The sequence below is a fragment of the uncultured Tateyamaria sp. genome, from assembly GCF_947503415.1.
In the GTDB taxonomy this organism is placed as follows: Bacteria; Pseudomonadota; Alphaproteobacteria; order Rhodobacterales; family Rhodobacteraceae; genus Tateyamaria.
In genome coordinates, this window is sequence record NZ_CANNDS010000002.1 from 915,987 (window position 1) to 938,207 (window position 22,221).

Here is a 22,221-nt window from a genome sequence, read left to right on the forward strand (position 1 = left end):
TGTCCTCCGCCTGGCCCTGTTATTTGGATGCGACCTGAAAGGCCTGCGGAGTACCCGCAAATTCGGCTTTGGCACCGGCCAGCCATTCGGCGTAAGCCTCTTCGCTTACAACCTTGACGGTGATGGGCATGTACGCGTGCGCAATGCCGCACAGTTCGGAGCACTGGCCAAAATAGATGCCTTCCTTCTCGGCCGTGAACCACAACTCTGCCAGACGACCCGGAACCGCATCTTGCTTCACGCCAAAGGCTGGAATGGTCCATGCGTGGATCACGTCCGCGCCGGTCACTTGCACCACGATAGTCTTACCGACGGGCACAACAACCGCGTTGTCGGTGGCCAGCAGGAAATCCTCACGGCTGTAGCCCGCGTCAACCAGCGCTTGCTCCGTTTCGGGCGACAGGGTGTTGTCCCCGCCCGTCGCCGGTGCGCCGATCATGTAGCTGTCGTAGCCGAACCCTTCGTCGACATATTCGTAACCCCAGAACCACTGATACCCTGTGGCTTTGATGGTCACGTCGGCTTCGGGGATCTCTTGTTGGTGGAACAATGTCGGCAGCGAGAACGCCCCGATAAACACCAGAATGACAATCGGAATGACCGTCCATGCGATCTCGACCGGTGTGTTGTGCGTGAAGCTGGCAGGCTCTGGGTTGCGCTTGCGGTTGTAGCGCACGATCACCCAAGCCATCAGACCCGTCACGAACAACGTGATGATTGTGATGATCACAAGGATCATGCCATCCAGCCACTGCAGGCGTCTGGCAATCTCCGTGGCGGCGGGTTGGAAACCCATGGCGCCGTCCACGGGGCGTCCAATCACCTCAAGCCCGTCCTGGGCCCAGGCTGGGGCTGCAGCTAGGGCGCTCAGCACACCCGAAATCGAGAAAAGCTTTTTCATCTGGTCGTCCTGATCTTGAGGATCAATTGTCTGTTCGGAGAAAGGCCTTCGCGCGCACCGCTTTCGCCTCCCGTTGTATTGTCGCGACTTACAATCATATCTTGGCTGCGAGATAAAGAGATAAGGGGCGCGTCAAACGGACGCTTGCCGTGGCGAAACGCCCCACAGCATACCGGAGTATTCCAGATGACCGACGCCCCCTTTGCCCCATTGGATCACGACATTGATCGCGGGGTGGCCTTGAAGGTGCTGCGCGATGCGACCGCAGGGGCGGATGATGGGGAGTTGTTTCTTGAACGGCGCCGGTCCGAAGCGTTGGTTTATGATGACGGGCGCTTGAAAACAGCCAGCTATGATGCCGCACAGGGCTTTGGCCTCCGCGCCGTCAAGGGCGAAGTGGCAGGCTACGCACACTCGACCGAAATTTCCGAATCTGCACTGCGCCGTGCGGCGGAGACTGCACGGCTGGCCGTCGGTGACGGCGGCGGCACAATGGCGGACGCGCCCCAGCCGACAAACAAACACCTTTATACATCCGACGATCCGATTGCCGGGGCCAGCTTTCCCGTCAAGCTGGACACGTTGAAGGACATCGACGCCTTCGTGCGTGATCTCGATTCGCGGGTCGTTCAGGTGTCTGCATCCCTCGCCGCATCGATCCAGGATGTCGAAATACTTCGCCCCGAAGGCCATTCTGTCCGCGACATCCGCCCTATGACCCGGCTGAATATCTCGGTGATTGTGGAACAAGGAGGCAGACGGGAAAGCGGCAGCGCCGGTGGTGGCGGGCGCGTCGGGTTGGACGGGCTGATTGATCGCGACGACTGGCAAGCCAAGGCGCGTGAGGCGCTGCGCGTGGCAGTTGTGAACCTTGATGCCGTCCCGGCCCCTGCGGGCGTCATGGATGTGGTGCTCGGCCCCGGATGGCCCGGTATCCTGCTGCACGAAGCCATCGGCCACGGGCTGGAAGGCGATTTCAACCGCAAGGGCAGCTCTGCCTTTGCTGGTCTGATGGGCGAACGGATTGCGTCGCCCGGTGTGACCGTTCTGGATGACGGCACCATCCCCGACCGGCGTGGGTCGATCACCGTTGATGATGAAGGTACTCCCTCCGGCAAAAACACATTGATCGAAGACGGCATTCTTGTCGGATACATGCAGGACCGCCAGAATGCCCGACTTATGGGTGTTCAAGCGACCGGCAACGGGCGACGCCAAAGCTATGCCCATGCGCCTATGCCGCGCATGACAAACACCTACATGTTGGGTGGTGACGTGGCACCTGCGGACATCGTGGCCGATCTCAAGGACGGCATCTATGCCGTGGGGTTTGGCGGCGGGCAGGTCGACATCACCAATGGCAAGTTCGTGTTTTCCTGTACCGAGGCGTACAGGGTCGAGAACGGAAAGGTCGGCGCACCGGTCAAAGGGGCGACGCTGATCGGGGACGGAGCGACTGCGCTCAAACAGATCCGCGGGATCGGCAACGATATGGCGCTTGATCCCGGAATGGGGAATTGCGGCAAAGCGGGCCAATGGGTGCCCGTGGGTGTCGGACAACCCACGTTGATGATCGGTGGATTGACGGTTGGCGGCTCTGCAACCTGAGTCGCCAACGATTCCGTTTCGGCCATACAGCACAATGACTTAGCCAGCCCTCGCTATTTTGGGGGAGGTTTGGCGGCGCTTTTCGTTCACTCTCTGTTCCACGGCCAATAAAACGCGATAAATTTCTCCAAGCAAATCAACCGTTAGGAGAGTAAAGACAGAACCGCTCGTCCGCGTTCATGCGTTGTTAACCTTATCAAATCTAAAACATTATCAGCAACGGACGGAGCCACGGATGACTGAAAAGGATACCAATCCTTCTTCCACTCACCCCCCACTCCCACCCACCTCGGAAGATGAACAGTTCTTCCGTCTCCGTCTGTTGCGCTCACGCCGGGTCGGCATTTCAACGTATAAACGACTGCTGATTGAACACGGCACTGCGCAAAACGCGCTGGCCGCGCTACCAGAGGTAGCGCGCGCCGCCGGCGTTGAAAAATACCAGATTTGTCCAGAAGGCGTGGTGCAGGCCGAACTGAAGGCAGGGCGCGCTCTTGGCGCTCGTCTCGTGCCGCAGGGCAGCGCACACTATCCTGAGCCACTGAACGATCTGCCCGATGCTCCGCCCTTCCTGTGGATGCTTGGCGATCCCACGTTTTTGCACAAACCGATGATTGCGCTTGTTGGCGCACGAAATGCATCGTCGCTTGGCACTCGCATGGCCCGGTCGCTGGCCCGCGATCTTGGGGCACAGGGCTACGTTGTGGTTTCAGGACTTGCGCGCGGTGTGGACGCCGCCGCCCATCTTGCAGCACTCGATAAAGGCACAATTGCTGTACAGGCCGGAGGGGTCGATACGATCTACCCCGCCGAAAACACGAAGCTCGCCGTAGATATCGCGGCAAAGGGCGCACGGTTGAGCGAACAACCGATCGGCTTGCAACCCATGGCCCGGCATTTTCCGGCTCGCAATCGCATCATCTCCGGCCTTGCTCAGGCGACCATCGTTGTTGAGGCAGCGGCCAAATCGGGCAGCCTGATCACCGCACGCGACGCCCTTGATCTGGGGCGCGATGTGCTCGCCGTGCCGGGGCATCCGATGGACGCGCGGGCCTCAGGCTGCAACATGCTGATCCGCGATGGCGCGACTTTGGTACGTGACGCAAGCGATGTGATCGAAGCGCTCGCGCCCATTGCGCCACGATCCGCGCCTGAGCTGCCACTCGAAGCTCCCGCAGAGGTGCCCAAGGATCGCCGCAACCTGCAGGAAACCGCGGCGTTGCATCAAAAGATCCTGTCGCGCCTCGGCCCCTCACCGCTCGCTGAGGATCAGCTTATTCGCGACCTTGGGGCACCGTCTTCTGATGTCTCCCCGGTATTGGTTGAGCTGGAGCTGGATGGCAGCATCGACCGCGCACCCGGGGGCCTCCTCACCCGCGCCAGTTGACCGCACCCCGCCTCCCTCTGTTGACATTCGGGCCTTGCACCCCACATGTTGCGCCGCCATAGAGCAGCAAGTTTTCCCGTTCGAGGTTGTCCCCTTACATGCCTGTCGTCGTTGTCGAATCCCCCGCCAAAGCCAAGACGATCAACAAGTATCTTGGGGACGATTACACCGTTCTTGCCAGTTACGGCCACGTCCGTGACCTGCCCCCGAAGGACGGATCGGTCGACCCAGAAAACGATTTTGAGATGCTGTGGGAGATCGCCTCGGACAGCAAAAAGCACATGAAGGCGATCGCGGATGCGTTGAAAGACGACAACGCGCTGATCCTTGCCACTGACCCCGACCGCGAAGGCGAAGCGATCAGCTGGCACCTGCAAGAGGCTCTCACAAAACGCAAGTCGATCAAGAAAGACACGGACGTCAAGCGCGTCACTTTCAACGCGATTACCAAATCCGCCGTTGACGAGGCAATGCAAAACGCCCGCCAGGTCGATATGCCGCTGGTCGAAGCATATCTGGCCCGCCGCGCGCTGGACTATCTGGTTGGCTTCAACCTGTCCCCCGTGCTGTGGCGCAAATTGCCGGGCGCGAAGTCCGCGGGCCGCGTTCAATCGGTCTGCCTGCGTCTGATCACCGAACGCGAGATGGAGATCGAGGCCTTCCGCGCCCGTGAGTACTGGTCCGTAAAAGCGATCCTCGCGTCCCCGCGGGGACAGGAATACGAGGCGCGCCTTGTCAGCCTCGCTGGCAAGAAGCTGGAAAAATACGATCTGGAAAACCAGACGCAGGCGGAAATGGCCGAACAGGCCATCACCAGCCGTGATCTGAAAGTTCAATCGGTTGAGGCGAAACCCGCCTCCCGTAACCCCTCTGCCCCGTTCATGACGTCCACGTTGCAGCAGGAGGCCAGCCGCAAGTTTGGCATGGGCGCGCGTCAGTGCATGTCATCCGCCCAACGTCTCTACGAAGCGGGCTACATTACTTATATGCGGACAGATGGCATCGATATGGCGCCAGAGGCTGTGCAGAATGCCCGCGACGCGATCAAGGATCGCTATGGTGCGGAATACGTGCCTTCAAGCCCGCGCATGTACAAAAACAAGGCCAAGAACGCGCAAGAAGCGCACGAGTGTATTCGCCCGACCGACATGGCCCGCGATGCGGCCAGCCTGAAGATCACCGATGATGATCAGCGCAAGCTTTATGATCTGATCTGGAAACGGACCCTCGCCTGTCAGATGGAAGGTGCGCGACTGGAACGTACGACGGTCGAGATTGGCAGTGACGACGGTCAGGTTGTCCTGCGGTCCACGGGTCAGGTTGTGCTGTTCGATGGCTTCCTGCGCGTCTACGAAGAGGGGCGCGATGATGATGTCGTGGATGACGACGACAAGCGCCTGCCCCAGTTGAGTGAAGGCGAAAAGGCCGACAAACGGTCGGTCACGCCGGAACAGCACTTTACCCAGCCCCCGCCTCGCTACACCGAGGCGACGCTGGTCAAACGCATGGAAGAATTGGGCATTGGCCGCCCGTCAACCTACGCCAGCATTGTCACAACGATTCAGGACCGCGAATACGTTCGCAAGGACCGCAACCGCCTGATCCCCGAAGACAAAGGCCGCTTGGTCATTGCCTTTCTGGAAAACTACTTCCGCAAGTATGTCGGTTACAATTTCACGGCCGGGCTCGAAGAAGAGCTGGACGACGTCAGTGCCGGCGACCGCAATTATAAAGACGTTCTAGGACGCTTCTGGCAGGATTTCAGCGCTGCCATCGCCGAAACATCCGAGTTGCGCATCACAGAAGTGCTGGAAAAGATCAACGAGGTGCTGGAACCGCATCTTTTCCCACCGCTTGAGGATGGCGGCGATCCCCGCCTGTGTCCGAATTGCGGCGTTGGCCGCCTGTCCATGCGGACTGCCCGGTCCGGCGGTGCATTCATTGGATGCTCGAACTACCCCGAATGCCGCTACACACGCCCGTTCGGGCCGCCAGATCCCGAAGCCGAAGCAAGTGCCATCCCACCTGATGGCAAGCTGCTGGGCGAGGACCACGGCGACGAGATCCGGGTGTTCAAGGGGCGTTTTGGTCCTTACGTCCAGCGCGGCGCCGTTACCGAAGAAAACAAGAAGCCACCGCGCCAATCCATTCCCAAGGATTGGGCGCCGGAAGAGTTGGAACTGGACCGCGCCGTGATGCTGCTGTCCCTGCCCCGAGAGATTGGCCCGCATCCCGAAGATGGGATCATGGTTTGGGCCAATATCGGACGCTATGGACCTTATCTGAAGCATGCCGAGACCACGTCTGATCGCGGCGGCACCAATGCGAATCTTGAGGGCATTGATGAGGTTTGGACCGTCGGCATGAACCGTGCCGTGCAACTGCTGGCCGAAAAAGTCGCGAGCCGTGGTGGACGTGGTGTTGCGGCAAAGCCATTGCATGAGTTGGGTGAGCATCCAGATGAGGGTGGCCCGGTCAACGTGATGAAGGGCAAATACGGCCCCTACGTCAAATGGGGCAAGGTCAATGCGACCATACCCAAGGGCACCGAGCCGGAAAACGTGACCATGGACATGGCCGTTCAGCTGATCGCCGAAAAAGCGCCTGCCAAGAAGAAGGCGACGCGGAAAAAGGCTGCACCTAAAAAAGCGGCGGCGAAAAAGAAGTCAGCCTGACTGCGTTTCCAACGCCTCGACGCGACCGACAACCTGCCCCAGCAGATCGAGAAGTGCATCCTGATCATCGCCGTTCAGCGCTGACAAGAACAGGTTCATGTTGCGCAAATCCTGGGAATGGATCGCTTCGGCGATCTTGCGCCCCTCGTCGGTCAGGTACAGCTCAAAAGCGCGCCGGTCTTCTTTGCTTTGCGTGCGGGCAATCAGGCCGCGCTTCACCAGCCGCGACACGACACTGCTGACAGTCGTCGGCACGATACCAAGCGCATCTGCGATGTCGGATGCCCGCTGGGGTTCATGTTCGCGCAGCATGCCGAGCGTGTGAAAGTCCAACGCGTTGAACCGAACCACATGTTGGTGTTCCGGGCCCGTTCGCTCGCTCACTAGCATTACCCGCATCAGTGTTCGGACGTATTCAAGCAGTCTGCAGTCTTTGGTCATAGGTGTTTTGTCGTCAAATACTCTTGAACCTGCAAGCATATACCCCAATTAGTACGGCATTCGTATCTTTTAGTACGTGTATCGCATCAATGGAGTTTCCCATGCCCTTACGCTCTATCCTCGCCATCGCCTCGCTTTCGATGATCTTGACACCTGCGTTGGCCAGCCAGCCCGAGACTACGCCGACACAAACCTTCATTGCCAACAACCCGGAAATCCCGCTTCCGCCTCAACTGGCAGCCGACGGAAGTTATCTCACCAACACCGTTACGACGACGTTGAGCGGGACCGTCGCCGAAGTCCGCGCGCATTTCGACAACAATCCGGTCACCGATTTCACTGTTCCCACAGAAGCGATCCCTGCGATCGAAGACATTATATACCTCGCCGGCGATTGGCCGGAGCCTGGCGCGTTGCGGCGTGTTGACCTTGCAAACGGATACAGCGTGCACGAGCAAGTGATCGCCAACACCGAAGCGCAATTCGTCTATCAGATCTGGAACATCACTGCCCCGGGCGGACGCGCCATCGACCACATCAAGGGGGAGTTTAATTTCGACCAGCAAGGCGACGCGGTCAAAATCACCTGGGATTACAACATCAAGCCACGTGCGTTTTTTGCGCGGCCCGCGATCAACACCTTCCTCGAAGAGGATTTCGCGCCGTTCATGAAAGCAGGCATGACCGGGACGGTGAACGCGTACGCACAGCGTTGATCAAAAAATACGCACACTCGGCGCGTAAACGCCGACGGCGGCCGAGGATATATGCAAAATGATCCTCGCCGCCATTTTGTGAAATATCTCGCACCCAAGACCGATCATAAGCGGAGATAGTGTACTATAGCGCCCGTTCAGCCCTCTTCGTTGACTTTGAAGGTGCATACATTCACATAGTTTAAGGCAACGTGAACGCCCTCCGGCAGGGCCACTTGGGGAACAACATGAAGAAGATTTACGGCTCAGCTTCCGACGCTTTGGATGGGCTTTTGTTTGATGGCATGTTCATCGCTGCGGGCGGTTTTGGTCTGTGCGGTATCCCCGAACTTTTGCTGGACGCGATCAAGGATGCGGGCACCAAGGATTTGACCTTTGCGTCGAACAACGCAGGGGTCGATGACTTCGGCATTGGCATCCTGCTGCAGACACGCCAGGTCAAGAAGATGATTTCGTCCTACGTGGGCGAAAATGCCGAGTTCATGCGTCAGTACCTGTCCGGCGAGCTTGAGCTTGAGTTCAACCCGCAAGGCACGTTGGCAGAACGCATGCGTGCGGGCGGCTGTGGTATCCCCGGGTTCTATACGAAAACCGGCGTGGGAACGGTCATCGCAGACGGCAAGGAACACAAGGACTTCAATGGCGAGACGTACATCATGGAGGAAGGCATATTTGCCGATCTGTCCATCGTCAAAGCCTGGAAAGCCGACGAGACGGGCAACCTGGTCTTTCGCAAGACTGCGCGCAATTTCAACCCGCCAGCCGCAATGTGTGGCAAGGTATGCATCGCTGAGGTAGAAGAGATTGTCCCAACCGGCAGTCTTGACCCCGACGCCATTCACTTGCCCGGCATCTACGTCCACCGGTTGATACAGGGTGAACATGAAAAGCGCATCGAACAACGGACAACGCGCGCTGCGTAAGGAGCCAGGCCATGCCTGACACCATCGAACAACTACTGAACGACGATAAATCCTTCGACGGGTTCTCGCGGGCCCAGATCTCTATGGTGGTGACCAACCCGCACCTCGAAGACAATCCAATCGTCTATGTGAACCAGGCCTTCACGCGCAGCACGGGCTACGGCCGATCCGCGTCGATCGGCCGGAACTGCCGCTTTTTGCAGGGCGAAGGCACCCGGAAGGCCGATGTCGACAAGCTGCGCGCTGGTATCGAATCCGAAGACGGTGCGACCGTCGACATTCTGAACTACCGCGCCAACGGCGAGCCGTTCATGAACCGCTTGATCGTTGCGCCCGTCTACGATCAGGCCGAACGCATCCAGTACTTTGTGGGCATCCAAAAGGAACTGCGCCAAGGCGAACAGTCAACAAGCGCGGAAGAGATCAACGCGCAACTGATCGAAATTCAGAACCGTGTTGCGTCGGACCTGTCAATGATCATCGGCATGATCCGCCAGCAATCGGGCTCAACCTCGGTGCCCGAAGACTTCGCGGCCCTCAGCCGTCGCATTGAAACTCTCCAATTGCTGTACGAAGAGATGAAGCTGAGCGATCAGCAATCGAACCGTGACAGTATCCAGATGGGCAGCTATCTGTCTCGTTTGGCTGCGGCCATCGCCCATATCGAAGGGCGGTCGGGCATTCGTCTTTCACTACAGATCGAACCTCTCGAAGTGCCGATTGAGACAGCCACGCGGGTTGGTCTGGTGCTATCCGAGCTGCTGACAAACGCGTTTCAGCATGCCTTCGACCGGATCGACATGGGTCTGGTTGAGGTGCGAATGAGCCAATTGAGCGCCGGAGGGCTCCGTCTGATCGTGGCCGATGACGGCGTCGGTGTTCCACATGACATGGAATGGCCCAACAGCAAGACTGTGGGCGGGCGAATCGTGTGCGGCTTGATCGAAGGCCTTGAGGGCACGCTTAATCTCGGCCGCGGCGCGGCTGGCAGTTTCATCACCATCGACGTGCCTGCGGGCGCGGCACTCACCGACGAATAAGGACAATCGATGCCCTGGGATCGCAACCAAATGGCGGCGCGCGCCGCACAGGAACTTGAAGACGGCTGGTATGTGAACCTTGGGATTGGCATCCCGACGCTGGTGTCCAACTATATCCCCGACGGGATAGAAGTGACGTTGCAATCCGAAAACGGCATGCTGGGCATGGGCCCCTTTCCTGTTGAAGGTACCGAAGATGCGGACCTGATCAACGCGGGCAAGCAAACCATCACCGAGCTGCCCCAGACCGCCTATTTCGACAGTGCGCAAAGTTTTGGAATGATCCGCGGCGGCAAGATTGCGATGGCCATCCTTGGGGCCATGGAAGTGGCCGAAAACGGCGACCTCGCCAACTGGATGATCCCGGGCAAGCTGGTAAAAGGCATGGGCGGCGCCATGGATCTGGTCGCAGGGGTTGGCCGCGTGGTCGTGGTCATGGACCACACGAACAAACACGGCGACAGCAAGGTTCTTACCGAATGCACCCTGCCCCTGACTGGCAAGGGCGTGGTGGACCGCATTATTACGAACCTTGGCGTGCTGGATGTCGTCGATGGCGGCCTGAAGATTGTCGAAGTGGCCGACGGCGTGACAGAAGACGAGCTGCGCGCTGCAACGCAGGCTACACTTGTCTGAATTCGAGATCACGCGAGAAGATGGCGAGACAAAAGGCCGGTACGTTCTGATCCATGACGGTGCCGAGGCCGAGTTGACCTATTCCATTCTGTCTCCGCAGACACGCATTGCCGATCACACGGGCGTGCCCGATGCCATGCGGGGCACAGGGGCCGGACAGGCACTGGTCAAACGACTGGTCGAGGACGCCCGGGCCGAAGGGTGGAAAATCGTGCCGCTTTGTCCTTTTGTAAACGCACAGCGCGCCATGCACCCTGAGTGGGCGGACGCCTTCAACGTCTAGGCTGCCGCATATCCAGCTTTGGATCGCGCGGCGGGATCCGTCGAAACAACGTGGCCTTCACTTCAACGCCGCGAACACACACCCATCGCTGACCAGCTGTGGTGGCGTCACGCACAACCCCTGAGCCACCTGAAACGTCGCCAGAACCTTGGGCACGTAGTCGCGCGTTTCGGCAAAGGGGGGCACGCCCTGATGTGATTTAACCGCACCCTCGCCCGCGTTATATCCAGCCAGAACAAGCACCGGATCACGCTCGAATCGGTCCATGAGCCAATCCAGATACTTTACGCCCCCTGCAATGTTCTGATCGGGGGCAAAGCTGTCTTGCACTCCAAAGCGGGCCGCGGTGTCAGGCATCAACTGCATGAGACCTTGTGCCCCGGCGCCGCTTTCCGCGTCAGCACGCCCAGCCGATTCAACCATCATCACCGCCAAGACCAAAGCCGGTGACACGTCGGTGCCAATCGTGGCTTTCAGGATTTCGATGCCTTGGGTTTGCGCAAGTGTCTGCATCTGCTGCAGCCGAGGGACAGGCACCGGTTGCTCAGCCCGCGCCAAAGCGCGCAGCGCTTGATCCAGACGGCCAGGTCCAGCTTCTTCCAATTCAGGCGACACATCCTGCCAGAACCAGTCGAACCGGGCCGTGCGCGGCACCGCGCTTGCAGTCTCTGCCGTCTCCTGTGGGGCGGGATCAGAGCTTGCGGGCGCATCTGGATCGATCTGAACCGTAATCAGACGCTTGGCGCCGGCCTTGGGTGGCGACACACGTTTGGCAGAGAAATCCTTGAACGGTGGTGGATCGTCGGCGGCCACATCCCCAGCCACCAGCGCAAGCGCCATGAATATGCCAACGGACAATCGAACCATGAAACTGCTCTCACTTTGACGCCCGTTCTGTGCCGGGCTTTCCTGATTTATCGCAAAAATAGGCGTTTCAGGCCAGTATGAAGGCACAAAAGATGGCAAAGCTGCCACATTTGCCACTCCGATTAACGAAAATTACACGAATTGAAAATCGGCCTAAATAACTTTTCATTAAAAACCAAAGGCTTAGTCGATTTTCGCGAAATAAAGGGACGCAGACGCGAAATCCTCAATATGCCGCCAAATTCGTGCCCCAATCCCCCGACTATATAGCGGCATACCAAGTCGGACACGGGCCAATGAGAGAGAGCGGCCCACCAAGGACGACAAGGTTAAACGTAAAAATCTACTGATCCTTTGGAGGGACACTATCATGATCAAGTTCATCAAAAACTTCCGTAACGACGAAGACGGCGCCGTAACAGTTGACTGGGTTGTTCTGACCGCTGCCGTGGTTGGCCTGGCGATTGCTGCTTACAGCTCGATCGAATCCGGTGCCACCGGCCTGACAGACGCAACTGACACCTTCCTGGGTCAGCAGACTGTTGGTTCGATCGGCGAGCCTGCCGGCGAATAATATTCTGACCTAACCGTCTGAATATCGGGGCCGTGACCGCAACTGGACGCGGCCCCTTTTTTGAAAGCAGTCCATTTCAGTTGTTGTACAGAGGCCCGACATGATCCGTTTCCTTAAAGTTTTTTATGGCAGTGATGATGGCGCGGTTACCGTAGATTGGGTTGTTCTTTGCGCGGCGATTGTCGGTCTTGCCATCGCGATCATCACCGGAATTCAAACCGGCGCACTGACCATGACCGGCAATGTCGGAACGTTCTTCGAGACCAACTTCTTCCAGGGCGAGTAAGTAACCGCTCTTGCGAGGCACAAAAGACCCGGCCGCTTACCGCGCGCCGGGTCTTTGCAATGTTTCGGGGTGCCCTCTTCAGATGCCTTGGACGTTCCCTACCCCTTCCCAGAAATCGCCACATTCGGCTGGCAGGTAACTCGCAAGAGGTTCCGTCCGTTCTGGTGCAGGAGCCCAAGCAATGAGGTACTGAAATGCGAATGGTATTTGGTTTGGTCTTGCTGGCTGGGATCGCCTTGGCGGGCGGCGCAGTGTACATGGCCAAGAATTACATCGGGCAATATCAGACGGCTTTGGCAGCTGAGCGTGCCCAACGCGAAAAGATTGTCCCGACCGTGCCTGTTTTTGTGGCTGAACGTCCGTTGAAATACGGTGAGACGCTGGCAGAAGCGGATGTCCGGGCGGTCGACTGGCCGGAAAATGCTCTTCCCGAGGGTGTATTCACTGCTGACAATCCGATTTTCCCCGAAGGCGTGAGCGAGCGGCGCGTTGTTTTGCGCACCATGGAAAAGAATGAACCGATCCTGGCCGTCAAAGTGACCGAACCGGGCGAAGAAGCGGGCCTGACCTCGCGGCTTCAACGTGGGATGCGGGCGTTTGCGATCCGTGTGGACGTCGCCTCTGGCGTGTCCGGCTTTCTTCGCCCTGGTGATCGCGTCGACGTATATTGGACAGGTCGTGTGGATAAAGCCCTTGGCGCCACCCGTGGTGAAGTGACCAAGTTGATCCAACCCGCAATCCAGTTGATCGCCATCGACCAGAATGCCGCCGGTGACCTTGATGGTGCGATCATCGCGCAAACAGTTACGGTGGCTGTGGCCCCGGCACAGGTCGCCAAACTGGCCCAAGCACAATCAACGGGCCGCCTGTCACTGTCGCTTGTCGGCGCCGAAGACGACACCGTTGCGGGGTCCATTGAAGTGGACCAACGCGCCCTCCTCGGCATCGAAGCCAAAGAGGTGAAGGTCGAAGTTGAAGAGGAAAAGACCTGTTCCATCCGCACCCGTCGCGGCGCAGAGGTTGTTCAAATACCGATCCCCTGCACGAACTGATTGCCCCCATTTCAAGCACTTACCTCCGGCGTCACCCTTGGTGGCGCCGGTTGCGTTATGTGTGCTGTTGCCAGTTATCCACATAAAAGAAACGCTTGAACCCGTTGATTCTTGCAAAAAAATTGAAACTGGCTCATGGTGCATGAAATCGCGGGCAAAAAGACCCGACATTGAGGCGTGATCAAAAAGGCAGGTCACATGAACATTGACGGAATTTTCAAAGCGGCCCTTCTCGGGCTGTGTTTTGCTGCAGGACCAATTGCGGAAACTGCTTCGGCAGAGAACCTCAGGGTCGTGCGGAAAGCCACGGAATCGACACTCGCTGTTCCAATGAACCGCGCCGTTGTTGTTGAAAGTGACACGCCCTTTGCGGAACTCAGCATCGCGAACCCGGCGATTGCAGATATCTCATCGCTCAGTGATCGCACCATCTACGTGCTCGGCAAGTCCCCGGGTTTGACGACACTGACTCTTCTGGACGCAAACGGACGGCTCATCACCAATGTGAATGTGCGTGTCTCGGCCGACATCTCCGAGTTCAAGGAGCGGCTGCGCCAGATCCTCCCCGGAGAGAAGATCGAAGTGCGTACCGCAAACGACGGCATCGTCCTGTCGGGGATCGTTTCATCATCCGCACGCCTTCAGCGCGCCTTGGACCTGGCCGAACGGTACGCAGAAGGGCGCGTCAGCAACCTGATGAGCGTCGGCGGCATCCAGCAAGTGATGCTCAAGGTGCGCTTTGCCGAGATGAACCGCAGCGTATCAAAGTCACTCAGCTCTTCTTTGTCTCTGGGCGGCACCATCCTTTCGGGTGATGTCGGCCTCAGTGGCGGCACCGGAACGACTGTGTCCGCAGGCGGCGTCGCAGGCGCGCTCTCCGGCTCCCTGCCAGCAAGCAACACCAACACCGGCGCGATCCTGTTTGGTTTCAACGCGGGCAACACCCAAGTGGGATTGTTGCTGGAAGCCCTTGAAAGCAAAGGCGTTGTGCGCACGCTCGCAGAACCAAACCTTGTCGCCCTGTCCGGGCAAGAGGCGCGTTTCCTCGCAGGTGGCGAATATCCTGTGCCAATCGCGCAAGAAGACGGTGTGATCACCGTCGAATTCAAACCATTCGGTATTCAGCTGAACTTCATTCCCCGCGTAGTGGACGAAGATCTGATCAATCTCGAGCTTGAAGCCTCCGTTTCGGACATCGACCCGACAAACGGCATCACGGCAGATGGCTTCACCATCGATGCGTTCAGCCGCCGCGAAACGTCCAGCACGGTTGAACTGCGCGACGGCGAAAGCTTTGCTATCGCAGGCCTGCTGCAGGACAACTTCATCGACAGCAACAATCAGCTGCCATGGCTTGGTGACGTCCCCGTGTTGGGCGCCCTCTTCCGGTCAGCGTCGTACCAACGTGAACAATCCGAGCTGGTGATCATCATCACCGCACACCTTGTTTCCCCCGTCCGCGGCGAGGTGCTTGCACTTCCCACGGACCGTATCAAACCGCCGAGTGAACGGGATTTGTTCCTCTTTGGCCGTACTGCCGCTGGCACGCGCACCCCAAAACAGGGCGCAGCGGGCGAGGTTGCCAAACAGGACTTCTCCGGCTCATATGGCTACGTGTTGGACTAAGGACAGGGTCATGAAACCGATCATCTCCGTTGCATTGGCGGGAACCCTCGCCCTCGGCGCCTGCGGCGCATCCAATGATCCGGTCTATACCCAGTTTTATCGCGAAGCTGGCGCACTGGTGGACACAGGCCAATTCGGCAACGCAACAGCCAACAACACCCTGATCCTGACAGGCGAACGTCAATACACCTTTGATCTGGCCAACCGCTTCGCCTCCGAAGTGGGAACGACTGTGAACTTTGCATTCAATTCCTCGCAACTGGATGCCGGCGCACGTGATGTGCTGCGCGAACAGGCCGCATGGATCCGCCAGTTCCCTGAAATCCGGTTTCGTGTTTACGGGCATACGGATGCAGTTGGATCGGCAGGCTACAACAAACGTCTGGGCCTCGCCCGCGCCAACGCGGTCGTTCACTACCTGACGACCCAAGGCATCAGCCGCTCACGGCTGGAGGCAGTGGCGTCGTTCGGTGAAACACAGCCGCTGATCGTGACGCAAGGGCGCGAACGTCGCAACCGCCGCACCGTGACCGAGGTCAGCGGGTTCGTGAAGTCGCATCCTTCGGTCCTGGACGGCAAGTACGCTCAGATCGTCTATCGCGACTATGTAGAGTCTGCTGAGGCGACCAGCGGATTGTCCGGAACCAGCGGTTCTGAGTTCCAAACAGACCAGTAACCACCCCCCGATATTTCCCGAGGGCCCGCAGACAATCATGTCTCCGGGCCCTTTATCGTTCTGGAATACCCAACAATTGGAGTTTTTTGGCCCAAATCTCGCCTGAATTCGCTGCGACAACTCCCCCTGAGGACACGTATGTCCGGCGAAAAGAGCCGGGCGAGGGTCAAAGCATTAACCGCTAATTCATCAGCGCCGATGCAAGACTCTTTGAACAAAGGACGAGTGGGCAATGAGCAGCGTAATGCCGCAACCGGAAACGGCACCAATCACGGCCTGTACGATCAGCCGCGATGTGCAGAACTTCGACCTCCTGATCGAGGATATGGAGCAAGCATTGGGAGAAGCCTGGGGTGACCTCGGCTTTGCCGAAGCGCTGGCCTTCTTCAATCAACCCGAAGCAGAGGCCATGGAGTTCGTGGCCCTCGCCCTTGATGACGAGGATGAGGACAATCTGGTTCTACTGGGTGAGATTATCACCCAAGCCAAGGGGCACGGCATCAAGGTTATCCTGATTGCCGAAGACGTGACACCCGCCGCGCTACACCAACTTCTGCGGCAAGGGGCGGACGAATTTGTCCCCTATCCCCTGCCCGAAGGTGAATTGCAGCAGGCCATCGAACGCCTGAACACATCCGATCAACCGCAACCGGCTGAGACTGGCAAAACAGCAAACCTGAAGTCCGGCGTGGACAAGCAGGGTGCCGTATTTGTCTGTCACGGTGTGGCAGGTGGCACTGGTTCGACAACGCTTGCCGTGAACCTCGCTTGGGAACTTGCCCTGTTGTGCGGCAGCGAAACCCCCTCGGTTTGCCTGTTGGACTTTGATCTGCAGTTCGGCTCTGCATCGACCTACCTTGACCTGCCCCGACGCGAGGCGGTCTTTGAAATGCTGTCGGACACTGAAGGCATGGACGACGAAATCTTTGGCCAATCGCTTTTGACATTCGAGGACAAGTTGCAGGTGCTCACCGCGCCCGCAGATATGATCCCGCTGGATCTCATCACTCCCGAAGACATCAATCGCGTTGTCGAAATGGCGCGTGCGCACTTTGACTATGTCGTGGTCGACATGCCGTCGACCCTGGTGCAGTGGACAGAGACTGTTTTGAACACGGCGCACCTTTATTTCACGACGCTCGAAATGGATATGCGGTCGGCTCAGAACACGCTGCGCTTCAAACGTGCCCTGCAATCCGAAGAGTTGCCCGTTGAAAAGCTGCGCTACGTGCTGAACCGCGCGCCGAAATTCACCGATCTGGGGGGCAAGGCACGGGTCAAGCGATTGTCCGAAAGCCTTGATATCGCCGTGGAAGTGCAATTGCCCGACGGTGGCAAGCCCATCGCGCAAGGCGCCGATCATGGTTTGCCCCTGGCAACGTCCGCGGCCAAAAACCCTTTGCGCCGCGAGATCGCAAAACTCGCCGCATCCATTCATGAACTCAACGTGGACCACGCCAAAGCCGCGTGATCCGATACCCCCTGAGGTCTCTCGATGTTTTCCAAGTACAAAAAAGCCCCCCCAAAGGCCGCTGAACCGGTTGAAGAAAAGGTCACGGAGCTGCCCCAGCCGGATGCGCCCAAGAAAATCGCACGCAAAGCCAACCCGTCGACCCAGCCAGCGTCCGTCACACCGATGGACAAAGAGCGTAAGCGCAAGGAGCGTATGGGTGAGATCAAGCTCGAGCTGCACCGCGCGCTGCTGGACAACCTGAACCTCGCCGCTCTTGAGCACGCCAGCGAATCCGATCTGCGGCAGGAAATCAGCTCGATCTCTTCCGAAGTGCTGACCGAAAAGAACATCATCCTGAACCGCGAGGATCGCCAGACCCTCAACCAGGAACTGTTCGATGAGGTCACTGGGCTGGGTCCTCTCGAGACCCTTCTGAAAGACGAAACCGTCAACGATATTCTGGTGAACGGCCCGCAACAGATCTTTGTGGAACGGTCGGGCAAGCTGGAACTGACAGACGTCACGTTCAAGGACGAACGCCACCTGCTGCGCATTATCGACAAGATTGTGAGCGCCGTGGGTCGTCGCGTCGATGAATCAAACCCCTACGTTGACGCCCGTTTGCAAGATGGTTCGCGGTTCAACGCGATGGTGCCCCCGATCGCGGTGGATGGCAGCCTCGTTTCCATTCGTAAGTTCAAAAAAGACAAGCTGGGCATTGACGATCTGGTCAATTTCGGCGCTTTCACCGAGGAAATGGCTGCATATTTGCAAGCGGCGGTCGCGACACGGCTGAATGTGATCGTGTCTGGAGGTACGGGTTCGGGCAAAACGACCACGCTGAACGCGCTGTCGTCATTCATTGACAACGCCGAACGCATCCTGACCATCGAAGACACCGCCGAACTTCAGTTGCAACAGACCCATGTGGGCCGGATGGAAAGCCGTCCGCCCAATGTCGAGGGCAAGGGCGAGGTATCGCCCCGCGACTGTCTGAAAAACGCCCTGCGTATGCGCCCTGACCGTATCATCGTGGGTGAGACGCGTGGCGAGGAAGTCATCGACATGTTGCAGGCCATGAACACTGGCCACGACGGATCCATGACGACAATCCACGCCAACTCCGCCCGCGATGGTGTGAGCCGTCTGGAAAACATGATCGCGATGGCCGGGATCGAAATGCCGCTCAAGGCGGTGCGTTCGCAAATCTCTTCTGCTGTGAACCTGATCGTGCAGGCCTCGCGTCTGCAGGATGGTTCGCGCCGCATGACCTCCATCACCGAAATCACCGGCATGGAGGGCGACGTGATCTCAATGCAGGAAGTCTTTCGCTTCCAGCGCGTGGGGCTGACGCCAGACAACAAGATTATCGGACACTTCACCGCCACCGGCGTGCGTTCACACTATTCCGAACGCTTCCGCATGTGGGGGTACGACTTGCCCGCATCCATCTACGAACCCGTTGCCGCCCAATAAGGAGCAGGGATAATGAGTGCAGAACCAATTATTTACGGGCTGATTTTTATCGGTGTCCTGGTCCTGGTCGAAGGTTTGTACCTTGTGGCCTTTGGCAAATCCATCAGCCTCAACAGCCGCGTGAACCGCCGTCTCGAGATGCTGAACAAGGCAGGTGGTCGCCGCGAAGAGGTGCTCGAACAACTCCGCAAGGAAATGCAGCAGCACATGGGCGCGCGGTCCATCCCGCTCTATTCGCTCTTGGCGGACAAGGCACAAAAGGCGGCCATCGCCTTCACCCCGCAACAACTCATGATGATCATGGCCGGCTTGTCCGTTGTGGCCTTCATCGGTCTGAGCGTCGGTACGGCCACAGATACGCCTGTGCGCATTCTGCTGTCCGTGGGCATCGGCATCGGCGCGGTGTATTTCTGGGTCTCGTCCAAGGCTGGTAAACGGCTGGGCATGATCGAGGAACAATTACCCGATGCGGTCGAACTCATGGTGCGCTCGCTTCGCGTGGGTCACCCCTTCAGTTCCGCTATCCAGATCGTAGCGAAAGAGGTCAAGGACCCCCTGGCTTCGGAATTCGGACTTATCGCGGACGAAGCCGCCTTTGGTCGCGAAGTGGGCGAAAGCCTCAAGGACATGGCCGAACGGCTCGACATGCAGGATTTACGGTTCTTGGCTGTTGCCGTGACCATCCAGCAGCAATCGGGTGGTAACCTCGCGGAGATCCTCGCCGGTCTGGCCAAGGTGATCCGCGCCCGCTTCCGCCTGTTCCGCCGGGTCAAGGCGATCACGGCCGAGGCCAAGTGGTCGGGTAAGTTCCTGTCAGCCTTCCCCATCGTCGCGCTGATCGTGATCAACGTGGGCGACCCGCATTACTACGACGAAGTGCGCGATCACCCCTACTTCATTCCTGCGTGCTTTGCCGTGGGTATCTTTCTGGCCGTCAACCTTATGGTGATGCGCGTCCTGACCAATATCAAAGTGTAAGGAGCCCAAAATGGAAGCCCTGCTGCAACCCATAACGGATATCCTTGGGCCGCTTGGCCCGATCGTACTCGCCGGTGTGCTTGGCCTTATGATGGTGGTGATCGTCATCATCATGATGCTGCGCCAACCCGAGGATCCGCTGAACAAGCTCAAGAAATCCAACCAGCCCGTAACGACATCCGGTCCGCAAAAGGAACGGCTGCGTCAGGGTGCGCGCAACGAACAGCTGGAACGGTTTTCGAAGTTCCTCGAACCGGAGGATGTGGCCGAACTTTCCAAAAGGCAGTTGACCCTCCGCCAGGCGGGCTATCAGTCGCGTGATGCGGTGCGCATGTTCCATGCGGCACAGTTTATCCTTGGTGTTCTGGGACTTGCGCTTGGCGTGGTCTATACCAACTTCATCGTCGGCACCGACAACATGACGACGCAAAAGATCATCATGTTTACCATTGGTCCGGGTGGCGCCGGTTACTACCTGCCGCAATACTGGGTGTCCAAACGCGTCGCCAAGCGGCAAGAGGAAATCACCCAAGGCTTCCCTGATGCGCTCGACATGCTTCTGGTCTGTGTAGAAGCCGGTCAGTCGCTGGATCAGGCGATCAACCGCGTGGCCGCAGAACTGCGCGCCTCCTACCCCGCGCTGGCCGATGAATTCATGATTGTCAGCCTTGAGATGAAGGCCGGTAAGGACAAGATCACTGTTCTGAACGATATGGCCGAACGGTGTGGCGTGATGGATGTAGCCAGCTTCGTGACCGTGTTGGTGCAATCGGCCAGCTTCGGTACCTCGATCGCCGAAGCGCTACGGGTCTATGCTGGCGAAATGCGCGACAAGCGCGTCATGCGGGCGGAAGAGGCCGCCAACAAACTGCCAACCAAGATGACGCTGGCGACCATGATGCTGACTGTGCCGCCGCTTCTGATCATCCTGATCGGACCCTCGGCACACGGGATCACGCAGCTTGGCAACATGAACACGCTGGGCAACTAGGCCGGCGCGACAACTCGTGCTAAGAGACATGCACCGCGGGCCCATTCGGGTGCGCGGTGCACTTTTATAAACGGCGTCGCAAAGACCGATATGAAAACAGGCATCCGCGGGCTTTTGGCCCTGTTCCTTGCATTTGGGCTGACCGCCTGTGGGCAACCCGGCATTGATGCGTCGCAGACGGGGCCGTTTGCGCCGGGTATCGATCTGCGGGCAGAAGGGGTCGACGGGGTCGAAGTGGCCCACCGCCTGATTGCCGCGGGCGAATTTGAATTGGCGATCAAGTCGTTCAACCGGGCCGCATTGGACCGTGGCGGGCTCGATGCCGAAATCCTGTCAGGCCTCGGCACCGCCAATCTTGGCCTTGGCCGGTTGAACCAAGCTGAAAAGCTGCTGCGCCGCGCCACAACTGAATACGATCCGGAACCATCCGACCTCAACAATCTGGGCGTCGTGTTGATGGAGCGGGGGCAGACCGCCGAAGCAGTACAGGTTTTCCGCAAGGCTTTCGCCCTCGATGACGGAGAAAGCACACTCATCCGGGATAATTTGCGCTTGGCACTCGCAAAATCTGAAAATTCTGTTAGCGTGGAACCCAATGAGAGCCAATATAAACTGGTCCGCAGAGGCAGCAGTGATTTTCTAATTCGCACTGCATCTTGATTTTCCGCCCCTCGGGGTGGGTCTGAGGCTGCGCTTTTCGGGGCGCAAAAAAGATGCGACCGGGCACGACAAGCACGGCGCGAACGAGCAGGAAAAAGGACGCAAACATGCGCCACTCCGTGATTTTGGCCGTCTCTCTGGCAGGCGCGATGGCTTTGGCCGCCTGTGAACAGAAAAACGCCGAGGAAACCGTCGAACGGGCCTTCCAGGACGTGAATGTTGTTGACGAAAACGACCTGAGCGATGTGATGCTGACTGTGGCAGACCCGAACGAAGCGGTCACCTATTTCCGCCGCACGGCAAAGGACAACCCGGACCGGATTGATGCCCAACGCGGCTTGGCCACCAGCCTCGTGCGCGCCAAACGCTACACCGAGGCGACCGCAGCCTACGCCACCCTGGTCAAGTTTGACGGCGTCACCAGCGATGACCGTGTGGACTACGCCGACGCCCTGTTGCGCGCTGGCGACTGGGCCCGCGCCGAAGAAGAGCTGGACCGCGTCCCGCCCACATTCGAGACCTTCAAACGCTACCGTCTCGAAGCGCTGATCGCAGACAGCAATGAGGAATGGAACAAGGCCGACAGCTTTTACGAAACCGCAGTGGGACTGACGACGCGCCCGTCGGGCGTGCTAAACAATTGGGGCTATTCCAAGCTGACGCGCGGCGATTTCAATGACGCTGAACGCCTCTTTACCGACGCGATCCGCCAGGATCCAAGCCTGTTTACTGCCAAGAACAACCTGATCCTCGCCCGTGGCGCCCAGGGTAACTACGCCCTACCTGTTATCCCCATGGATCAAACCGAACGCGCGCAACTGCTTCATACTTTGGGTTTGGCCGCCGTCAAAAAAGGCGATGTGCAAACGGGCAAAGGATTGTTGCGCGACGCCATCGACACCCACCCGCAGCATTTCGAGGCGGCTGTACGCTCGCTCCGCGCCCTCGAAAACAACACCTCGAACGGCTAGG

General features: G+C 58.4%; 22 protein-coding genes. 19 read left to right on the forward strand and 3 right to left on the reverse strand.

Annotated elements, in window-relative coordinates; translation table 11 throughout:
* Positions 1 to 19 precede the first annotated feature (19 nt).
* Positions 20 to 901 (reverse strand): cytochrome c oxidase subunit II, encoded by an 882-nt coding sequence (coxB, locus tag Q1A32_RS15680; RefSeq protein ID WP_299611471.1) that lies wholly within the window; start codon positions 899 to 901, stop codon positions 20 to 22.
* A gap of 186 nt (positions 902 to 1,087) precedes the next feature.
* Here coxB and tldD point away from each other — a divergent pair, with 186 nt between their 5' ends.
* From tldD to topA, 3 genes are all read left to right on the forward strand, one after another.
* Positions 1,088 to 2,509, forward strand: a complete 1,422-nt coding sequence (gene tldD / locus Q1A32_RS15685) for a metalloprotease TldD (protein ID WP_299655112.1) — start codon at positions 1,088 to 1,090, stop codon at positions 2,507 to 2,509.
* Between the two features lie 235 nt (positions 2,510 to 2,744).
* A complete protein-coding gene (gene dprA, locus Q1A32_RS15690) occupies positions 2,745 to 3,896 on the forward strand; it encodes a DNA-processing protein DprA (RefSeq protein ID WP_299655116.1) in 1,152 nt (383 codons plus the stop codon).
* A 98-nt stretch (positions 3,897 to 3,994) separates the two neighbouring features.
* Positions 3,995 to 6,571, forward strand: a complete 2,577-nt coding sequence (gene topA / locus Q1A32_RS15695; protein WP_299655119.1) for a type I DNA topoisomerase — start codon at positions 3,995 to 3,997, stop codon at positions 6,569 to 6,571.
* On the opposite strand, the gene Q1A32_RS15700 is transcribed toward topA, so the two are convergent.
* Positions 6,563 to 6,955 carry a MarR family transcriptional regulator gene (locus Q1A32_RS15700; protein ID WP_299655122.1) on the reverse strand — a complete coding sequence of 131 codons (393 nt, stop codon included), beginning with the start codon at positions 6,953 to 6,955 and terminating at the stop codon, positions 6,563 to 6,565. The two genes, topA and Q1A32_RS15700, sit on opposite strands and share 9 nt — an antisense overlap.
* Positions 6,956 to 7,170: 215 nt before the next feature.
* On the opposite strand from Q1A32_RS15700, the gene Q1A32_RS15705 reads away from it, so the two are divergent.
* The 5 genes from Q1A32_RS15705 (at position 7,171) to Q1A32_RS15725 (ending at position 10,610) form a co-directional block, all read left to right on the forward strand.
* Positions 7,171 to 7,728, forward strand: a complete 558-nt coding sequence (locus Q1A32_RS15705; protein WP_299655125.1) for a hypothetical protein — start codon at positions 7,171 to 7,173, stop codon at positions 7,726 to 7,728.
* Between the two features lie 227 nt (positions 7,729 to 7,955).
* Positions 7,956 to 8,651, forward strand: coding sequence for a CoA transferase subunit A (locus Q1A32_RS15710; RefSeq protein WP_299611454.1), 696 nt, complete (start codon positions 7,956 to 7,958; stop codon positions 8,649 to 8,651).
* An 11-nt stretch (positions 8,652 to 8,662) separates the two neighbouring features.
* Entirely contained in the window at positions 8,663 to 9,691 is a 1,029-nt protein-coding gene (locus Q1A32_RS15715) for a PAS domain-containing protein (RefSeq protein WP_299655128.1), read from the forward strand.
* Positions 9,692 to 9,700: 9 nt separating this feature from the next.
* Complete coding sequence (locus Q1A32_RS15720) at positions 9,701 to 10,327, forward strand: 3-oxoacid CoA-transferase subunit B (RefSeq protein WP_299611450.1); 627 nt, start codon at positions 9,701 to 9,703, stop codon at positions 10,325 to 10,327.
* On the forward strand, positions 10,320 to 10,610 hold the full coding sequence (locus tag Q1A32_RS15725) for a GNAT family N-acetyltransferase (protein WP_299655131.1): 291 nt from the start codon (positions 10,320 to 10,322) through the stop codon (positions 10,608 to 10,610). The genes Q1A32_RS15720 and Q1A32_RS15725 overlap by 8 nt, the downstream gene beginning before the upstream one ends.
* A 57-nt stretch (positions 10,611 to 10,667) precedes the next feature.
* Here the strand turns inward: Q1A32_RS15725 and Q1A32_RS15730 are convergent, their stop codons facing one another.
* Positions 10,668 to 11,477 (reverse strand): lytic transglycosylase domain-containing protein, encoded by an 810-nt coding sequence (locus tag Q1A32_RS15730; protein ID WP_299655134.1) that lies wholly within the window; start codon positions 11,475 to 11,477, stop codon positions 10,668 to 10,670.
* Between the two features lie 370 nt (positions 11,478 to 11,847).
* Here Q1A32_RS15730 and Q1A32_RS15735 point away from each other — a divergent pair, with 370 nt between their 5' ends.
* The 11 genes from Q1A32_RS15735 (at position 11,848) to Q1A32_RS15785 (ending at position 22,220) form a co-directional block, all read left to right on the forward strand.
* Positions 11,848 to 12,051, forward strand: a complete 204-nt coding sequence (locus tag Q1A32_RS15735; RefSeq protein ID WP_299611442.1) for a Flp family type IVb pilin — start codon at positions 11,848 to 11,850, stop codon at positions 12,049 to 12,051.
* A 100-nt stretch (positions 12,052 to 12,151) separates the two neighbouring features.
* Entirely contained in the window at positions 12,152 to 12,337 is a 186-nt protein-coding gene (locus Q1A32_RS15740) for a hypothetical protein (protein WP_299655137.1), read from the forward strand.
* Between the two features lie 194 nt (positions 12,338 to 12,531).
* Positions 12,532 to 13,389 carry a Flp pilus assembly protein CpaB gene (cpaB, locus tag Q1A32_RS15745; RefSeq protein WP_299611438.1) on the forward strand — a complete coding sequence of 286 codons (858 nt, stop codon included), beginning with the start codon at positions 12,532 to 12,534 and terminating at the stop codon, positions 13,387 to 13,389.
* A 198-nt stretch (positions 13,390 to 13,587) separates the two neighbouring features.
* A complete protein-coding gene (locus tag Q1A32_RS15750) occupies positions 13,588 to 15,015 on the forward strand; it encodes a type II and III secretion system protein family protein (RefSeq protein ID WP_299655140.1) in 1,428 nt (475 codons plus the stop codon).
* Between the two features lie 10 nt (positions 15,016 to 15,025).
* Positions 15,026 to 15,691: an OmpA family protein gene (locus Q1A32_RS15755; protein WP_299655143.1), complete on the forward strand. Its 666-nt coding sequence runs from the start codon at positions 15,026 to 15,028 to the stop codon at positions 15,689 to 15,691.
* Between the two features lie 232 nt (positions 15,692 to 15,923).
* The gene (locus Q1A32_RS15760; RefSeq protein WP_299611431.1) at positions 15,924 to 17,162 is read left to right on the forward strand and encodes an AAA family ATPase; all 1,239 of its coding nucleotides are present in this window, start codon (positions 15,924 to 15,926) and stop codon (positions 17,160 to 17,162) included.
* A 24-nt stretch (positions 17,163 to 17,186) separates the two neighbouring features.
* Positions 17,187 to 18,620, forward strand: a complete 1,434-nt coding sequence (locus Q1A32_RS15765; RefSeq protein ID WP_299611428.1) for a CpaF family protein — start codon at positions 17,187 to 17,189, stop codon at positions 18,618 to 18,620.
* A 12-nt stretch (positions 18,621 to 18,632) separates the two neighbouring features.
* The gene (locus Q1A32_RS15770) at positions 18,633 to 19,598 is read left to right on the forward strand and encodes a type II secretion system F family protein (RefSeq protein ID WP_299611426.1); all 966 of its coding nucleotides are present in this window, start codon (positions 18,633 to 18,635) and stop codon (positions 19,596 to 19,598) included.
* A gap of 10 nt (positions 19,599 to 19,608) precedes the next feature.
* Complete coding sequence (locus tag Q1A32_RS15775; protein WP_299611424.1) at positions 19,609 to 20,589, forward strand: type II secretion system F family protein; 981 nt, start codon at positions 19,609 to 19,611, stop codon at positions 20,587 to 20,589.
* A gap of 90 nt (positions 20,590 to 20,679) precedes the next feature.
* Positions 20,680 to 21,249, forward strand: a complete 570-nt coding sequence (locus Q1A32_RS15780) for a tetratricopeptide repeat protein (RefSeq protein WP_299655146.1) — start codon at positions 20,680 to 20,682, stop codon at positions 21,247 to 21,249.
* Between the two features lie 107 nt (positions 21,250 to 21,356).
* A complete protein-coding gene (locus Q1A32_RS15785; RefSeq protein ID WP_299655149.1) occupies positions 21,357 to 22,220 on the forward strand; it encodes a lipopolysaccharide assembly protein LapB in 864 nt (287 codons plus the stop codon).
* Position 22,221: the final 1 nt, after the last annotated feature.

What these genes read in the sequence shown, in the direction of transcription:
- Q1A32_RS15735 (WP_299611442.1), top strand. Translation starts at nt 11,848, where the DNA reads ATGATCAAGTTCATCAAAAACTTCCGTAACGACGAAGACGGCGCCGTA.
- Q1A32_RS15720 (WP_299611450.1), top strand. Translation starts at nt 9,701, where the DNA reads ATGCCCTGGGATCGCAACCAAATGGCGGCGCGCGCCGCACAGGAACTT.
- Q1A32_RS15770 (WP_299611426.1), top strand. Translation starts at nt 18,633, where the DNA reads ATGAGTGCAGAACCAATTATTTACGGGCTGATTTTTATCGGTGTCCTG.
- coxB (WP_299611471.1), bottom strand. Translation starts at nt 901, where the DNA reads ATGAAAAAGCTTTTCTCGATTTCGGGTGTGCTGAGCGCCCTAGCTGCA.
- topA (WP_299655119.1), top strand. Translation starts at nt 3,995, where the DNA reads ATGCCTGTCGTCGTTGTCGAATCCCCCGCCAAAGCCAAGACGATCAAC.
- Q1A32_RS15760 (WP_299611431.1), top strand. Translation starts at nt 15,924, where the DNA reads ATGAGCAGCGTAATGCCGCAACCGGAAACGGCACCAATCACGGCCTGT.
- Q1A32_RS15765 (WP_299611428.1), top strand. Translation starts at nt 17,187, where the DNA reads ATGTTTTCCAAGTACAAAAAAGCCCCCCCAAAGGCCGCTGAACCGGTT.
- Q1A32_RS15715 (WP_299655128.1), top strand. Translation starts at nt 8,663, where the DNA reads ATGCCTGACACCATCGAACAACTACTGAACGACGATAAATCCTTCGAC.
- Q1A32_RS15740 (WP_299655137.1), top strand. Translation starts at nt 12,152, where the DNA reads ATGATCCGTTTCCTTAAAGTTTTTTATGGCAGTGATGATGGCGCGGTT.
- Q1A32_RS15755 (WP_299655143.1), top strand. Translation starts at nt 15,026, where the DNA reads ATGAAACCGATCATCTCCGTTGCATTGGCGGGAACCCTCGCCCTCGGC.
- Q1A32_RS15730 (WP_299655134.1), bottom strand. Translation starts at nt 11,477, where the DNA reads ATGGTTCGATTGTCCGTTGGCATATTCATGGCGCTTGCGCTGGTGGCT.
- tldD (WP_299655112.1), top strand. Translation starts at nt 1,088, where the DNA reads ATGACCGACGCCCCCTTTGCCCCATTGGATCACGACATTGATCGCGGG.
- Q1A32_RS15710 (WP_299611454.1), top strand. Translation starts at nt 7,956, where the DNA reads ATGAAGAAGATTTACGGCTCAGCTTCCGACGCTTTGGATGGGCTTTTG.
- Q1A32_RS15785 (WP_299655149.1), top strand. Translation starts at nt 21,357, where the DNA reads ATGCGCCACTCCGTGATTTTGGCCGTCTCTCTGGCAGGCGCGATGGCT.
- Q1A32_RS15775 (WP_299611424.1), top strand. Translation starts at nt 19,609, where the DNA reads ATGGAAGCCCTGCTGCAACCCATAACGGATATCCTTGGGCCGCTTGGC.
- dprA (WP_299655116.1), top strand. Translation starts at nt 2,745, where the DNA reads ATGACTGAAAAGGATACCAATCCTTCTTCCACTCACCCCCCACTCCCA.
- cpaB (WP_299611438.1), top strand. Translation starts at nt 12,532, where the DNA reads ATGCGAATGGTATTTGGTTTGGTCTTGCTGGCTGGGATCGCCTTGGCG.
- Q1A32_RS15780 (WP_299655146.1), top strand. Translation starts at nt 20,680, where the DNA reads ATGAAAACAGGCATCCGCGGGCTTTTGGCCCTGTTCCTTGCATTTGGG.
- Q1A32_RS15750 (WP_299655140.1), top strand. Translation starts at nt 13,588, where the DNA reads ATGAACATTGACGGAATTTTCAAAGCGGCCCTTCTCGGGCTGTGTTTT.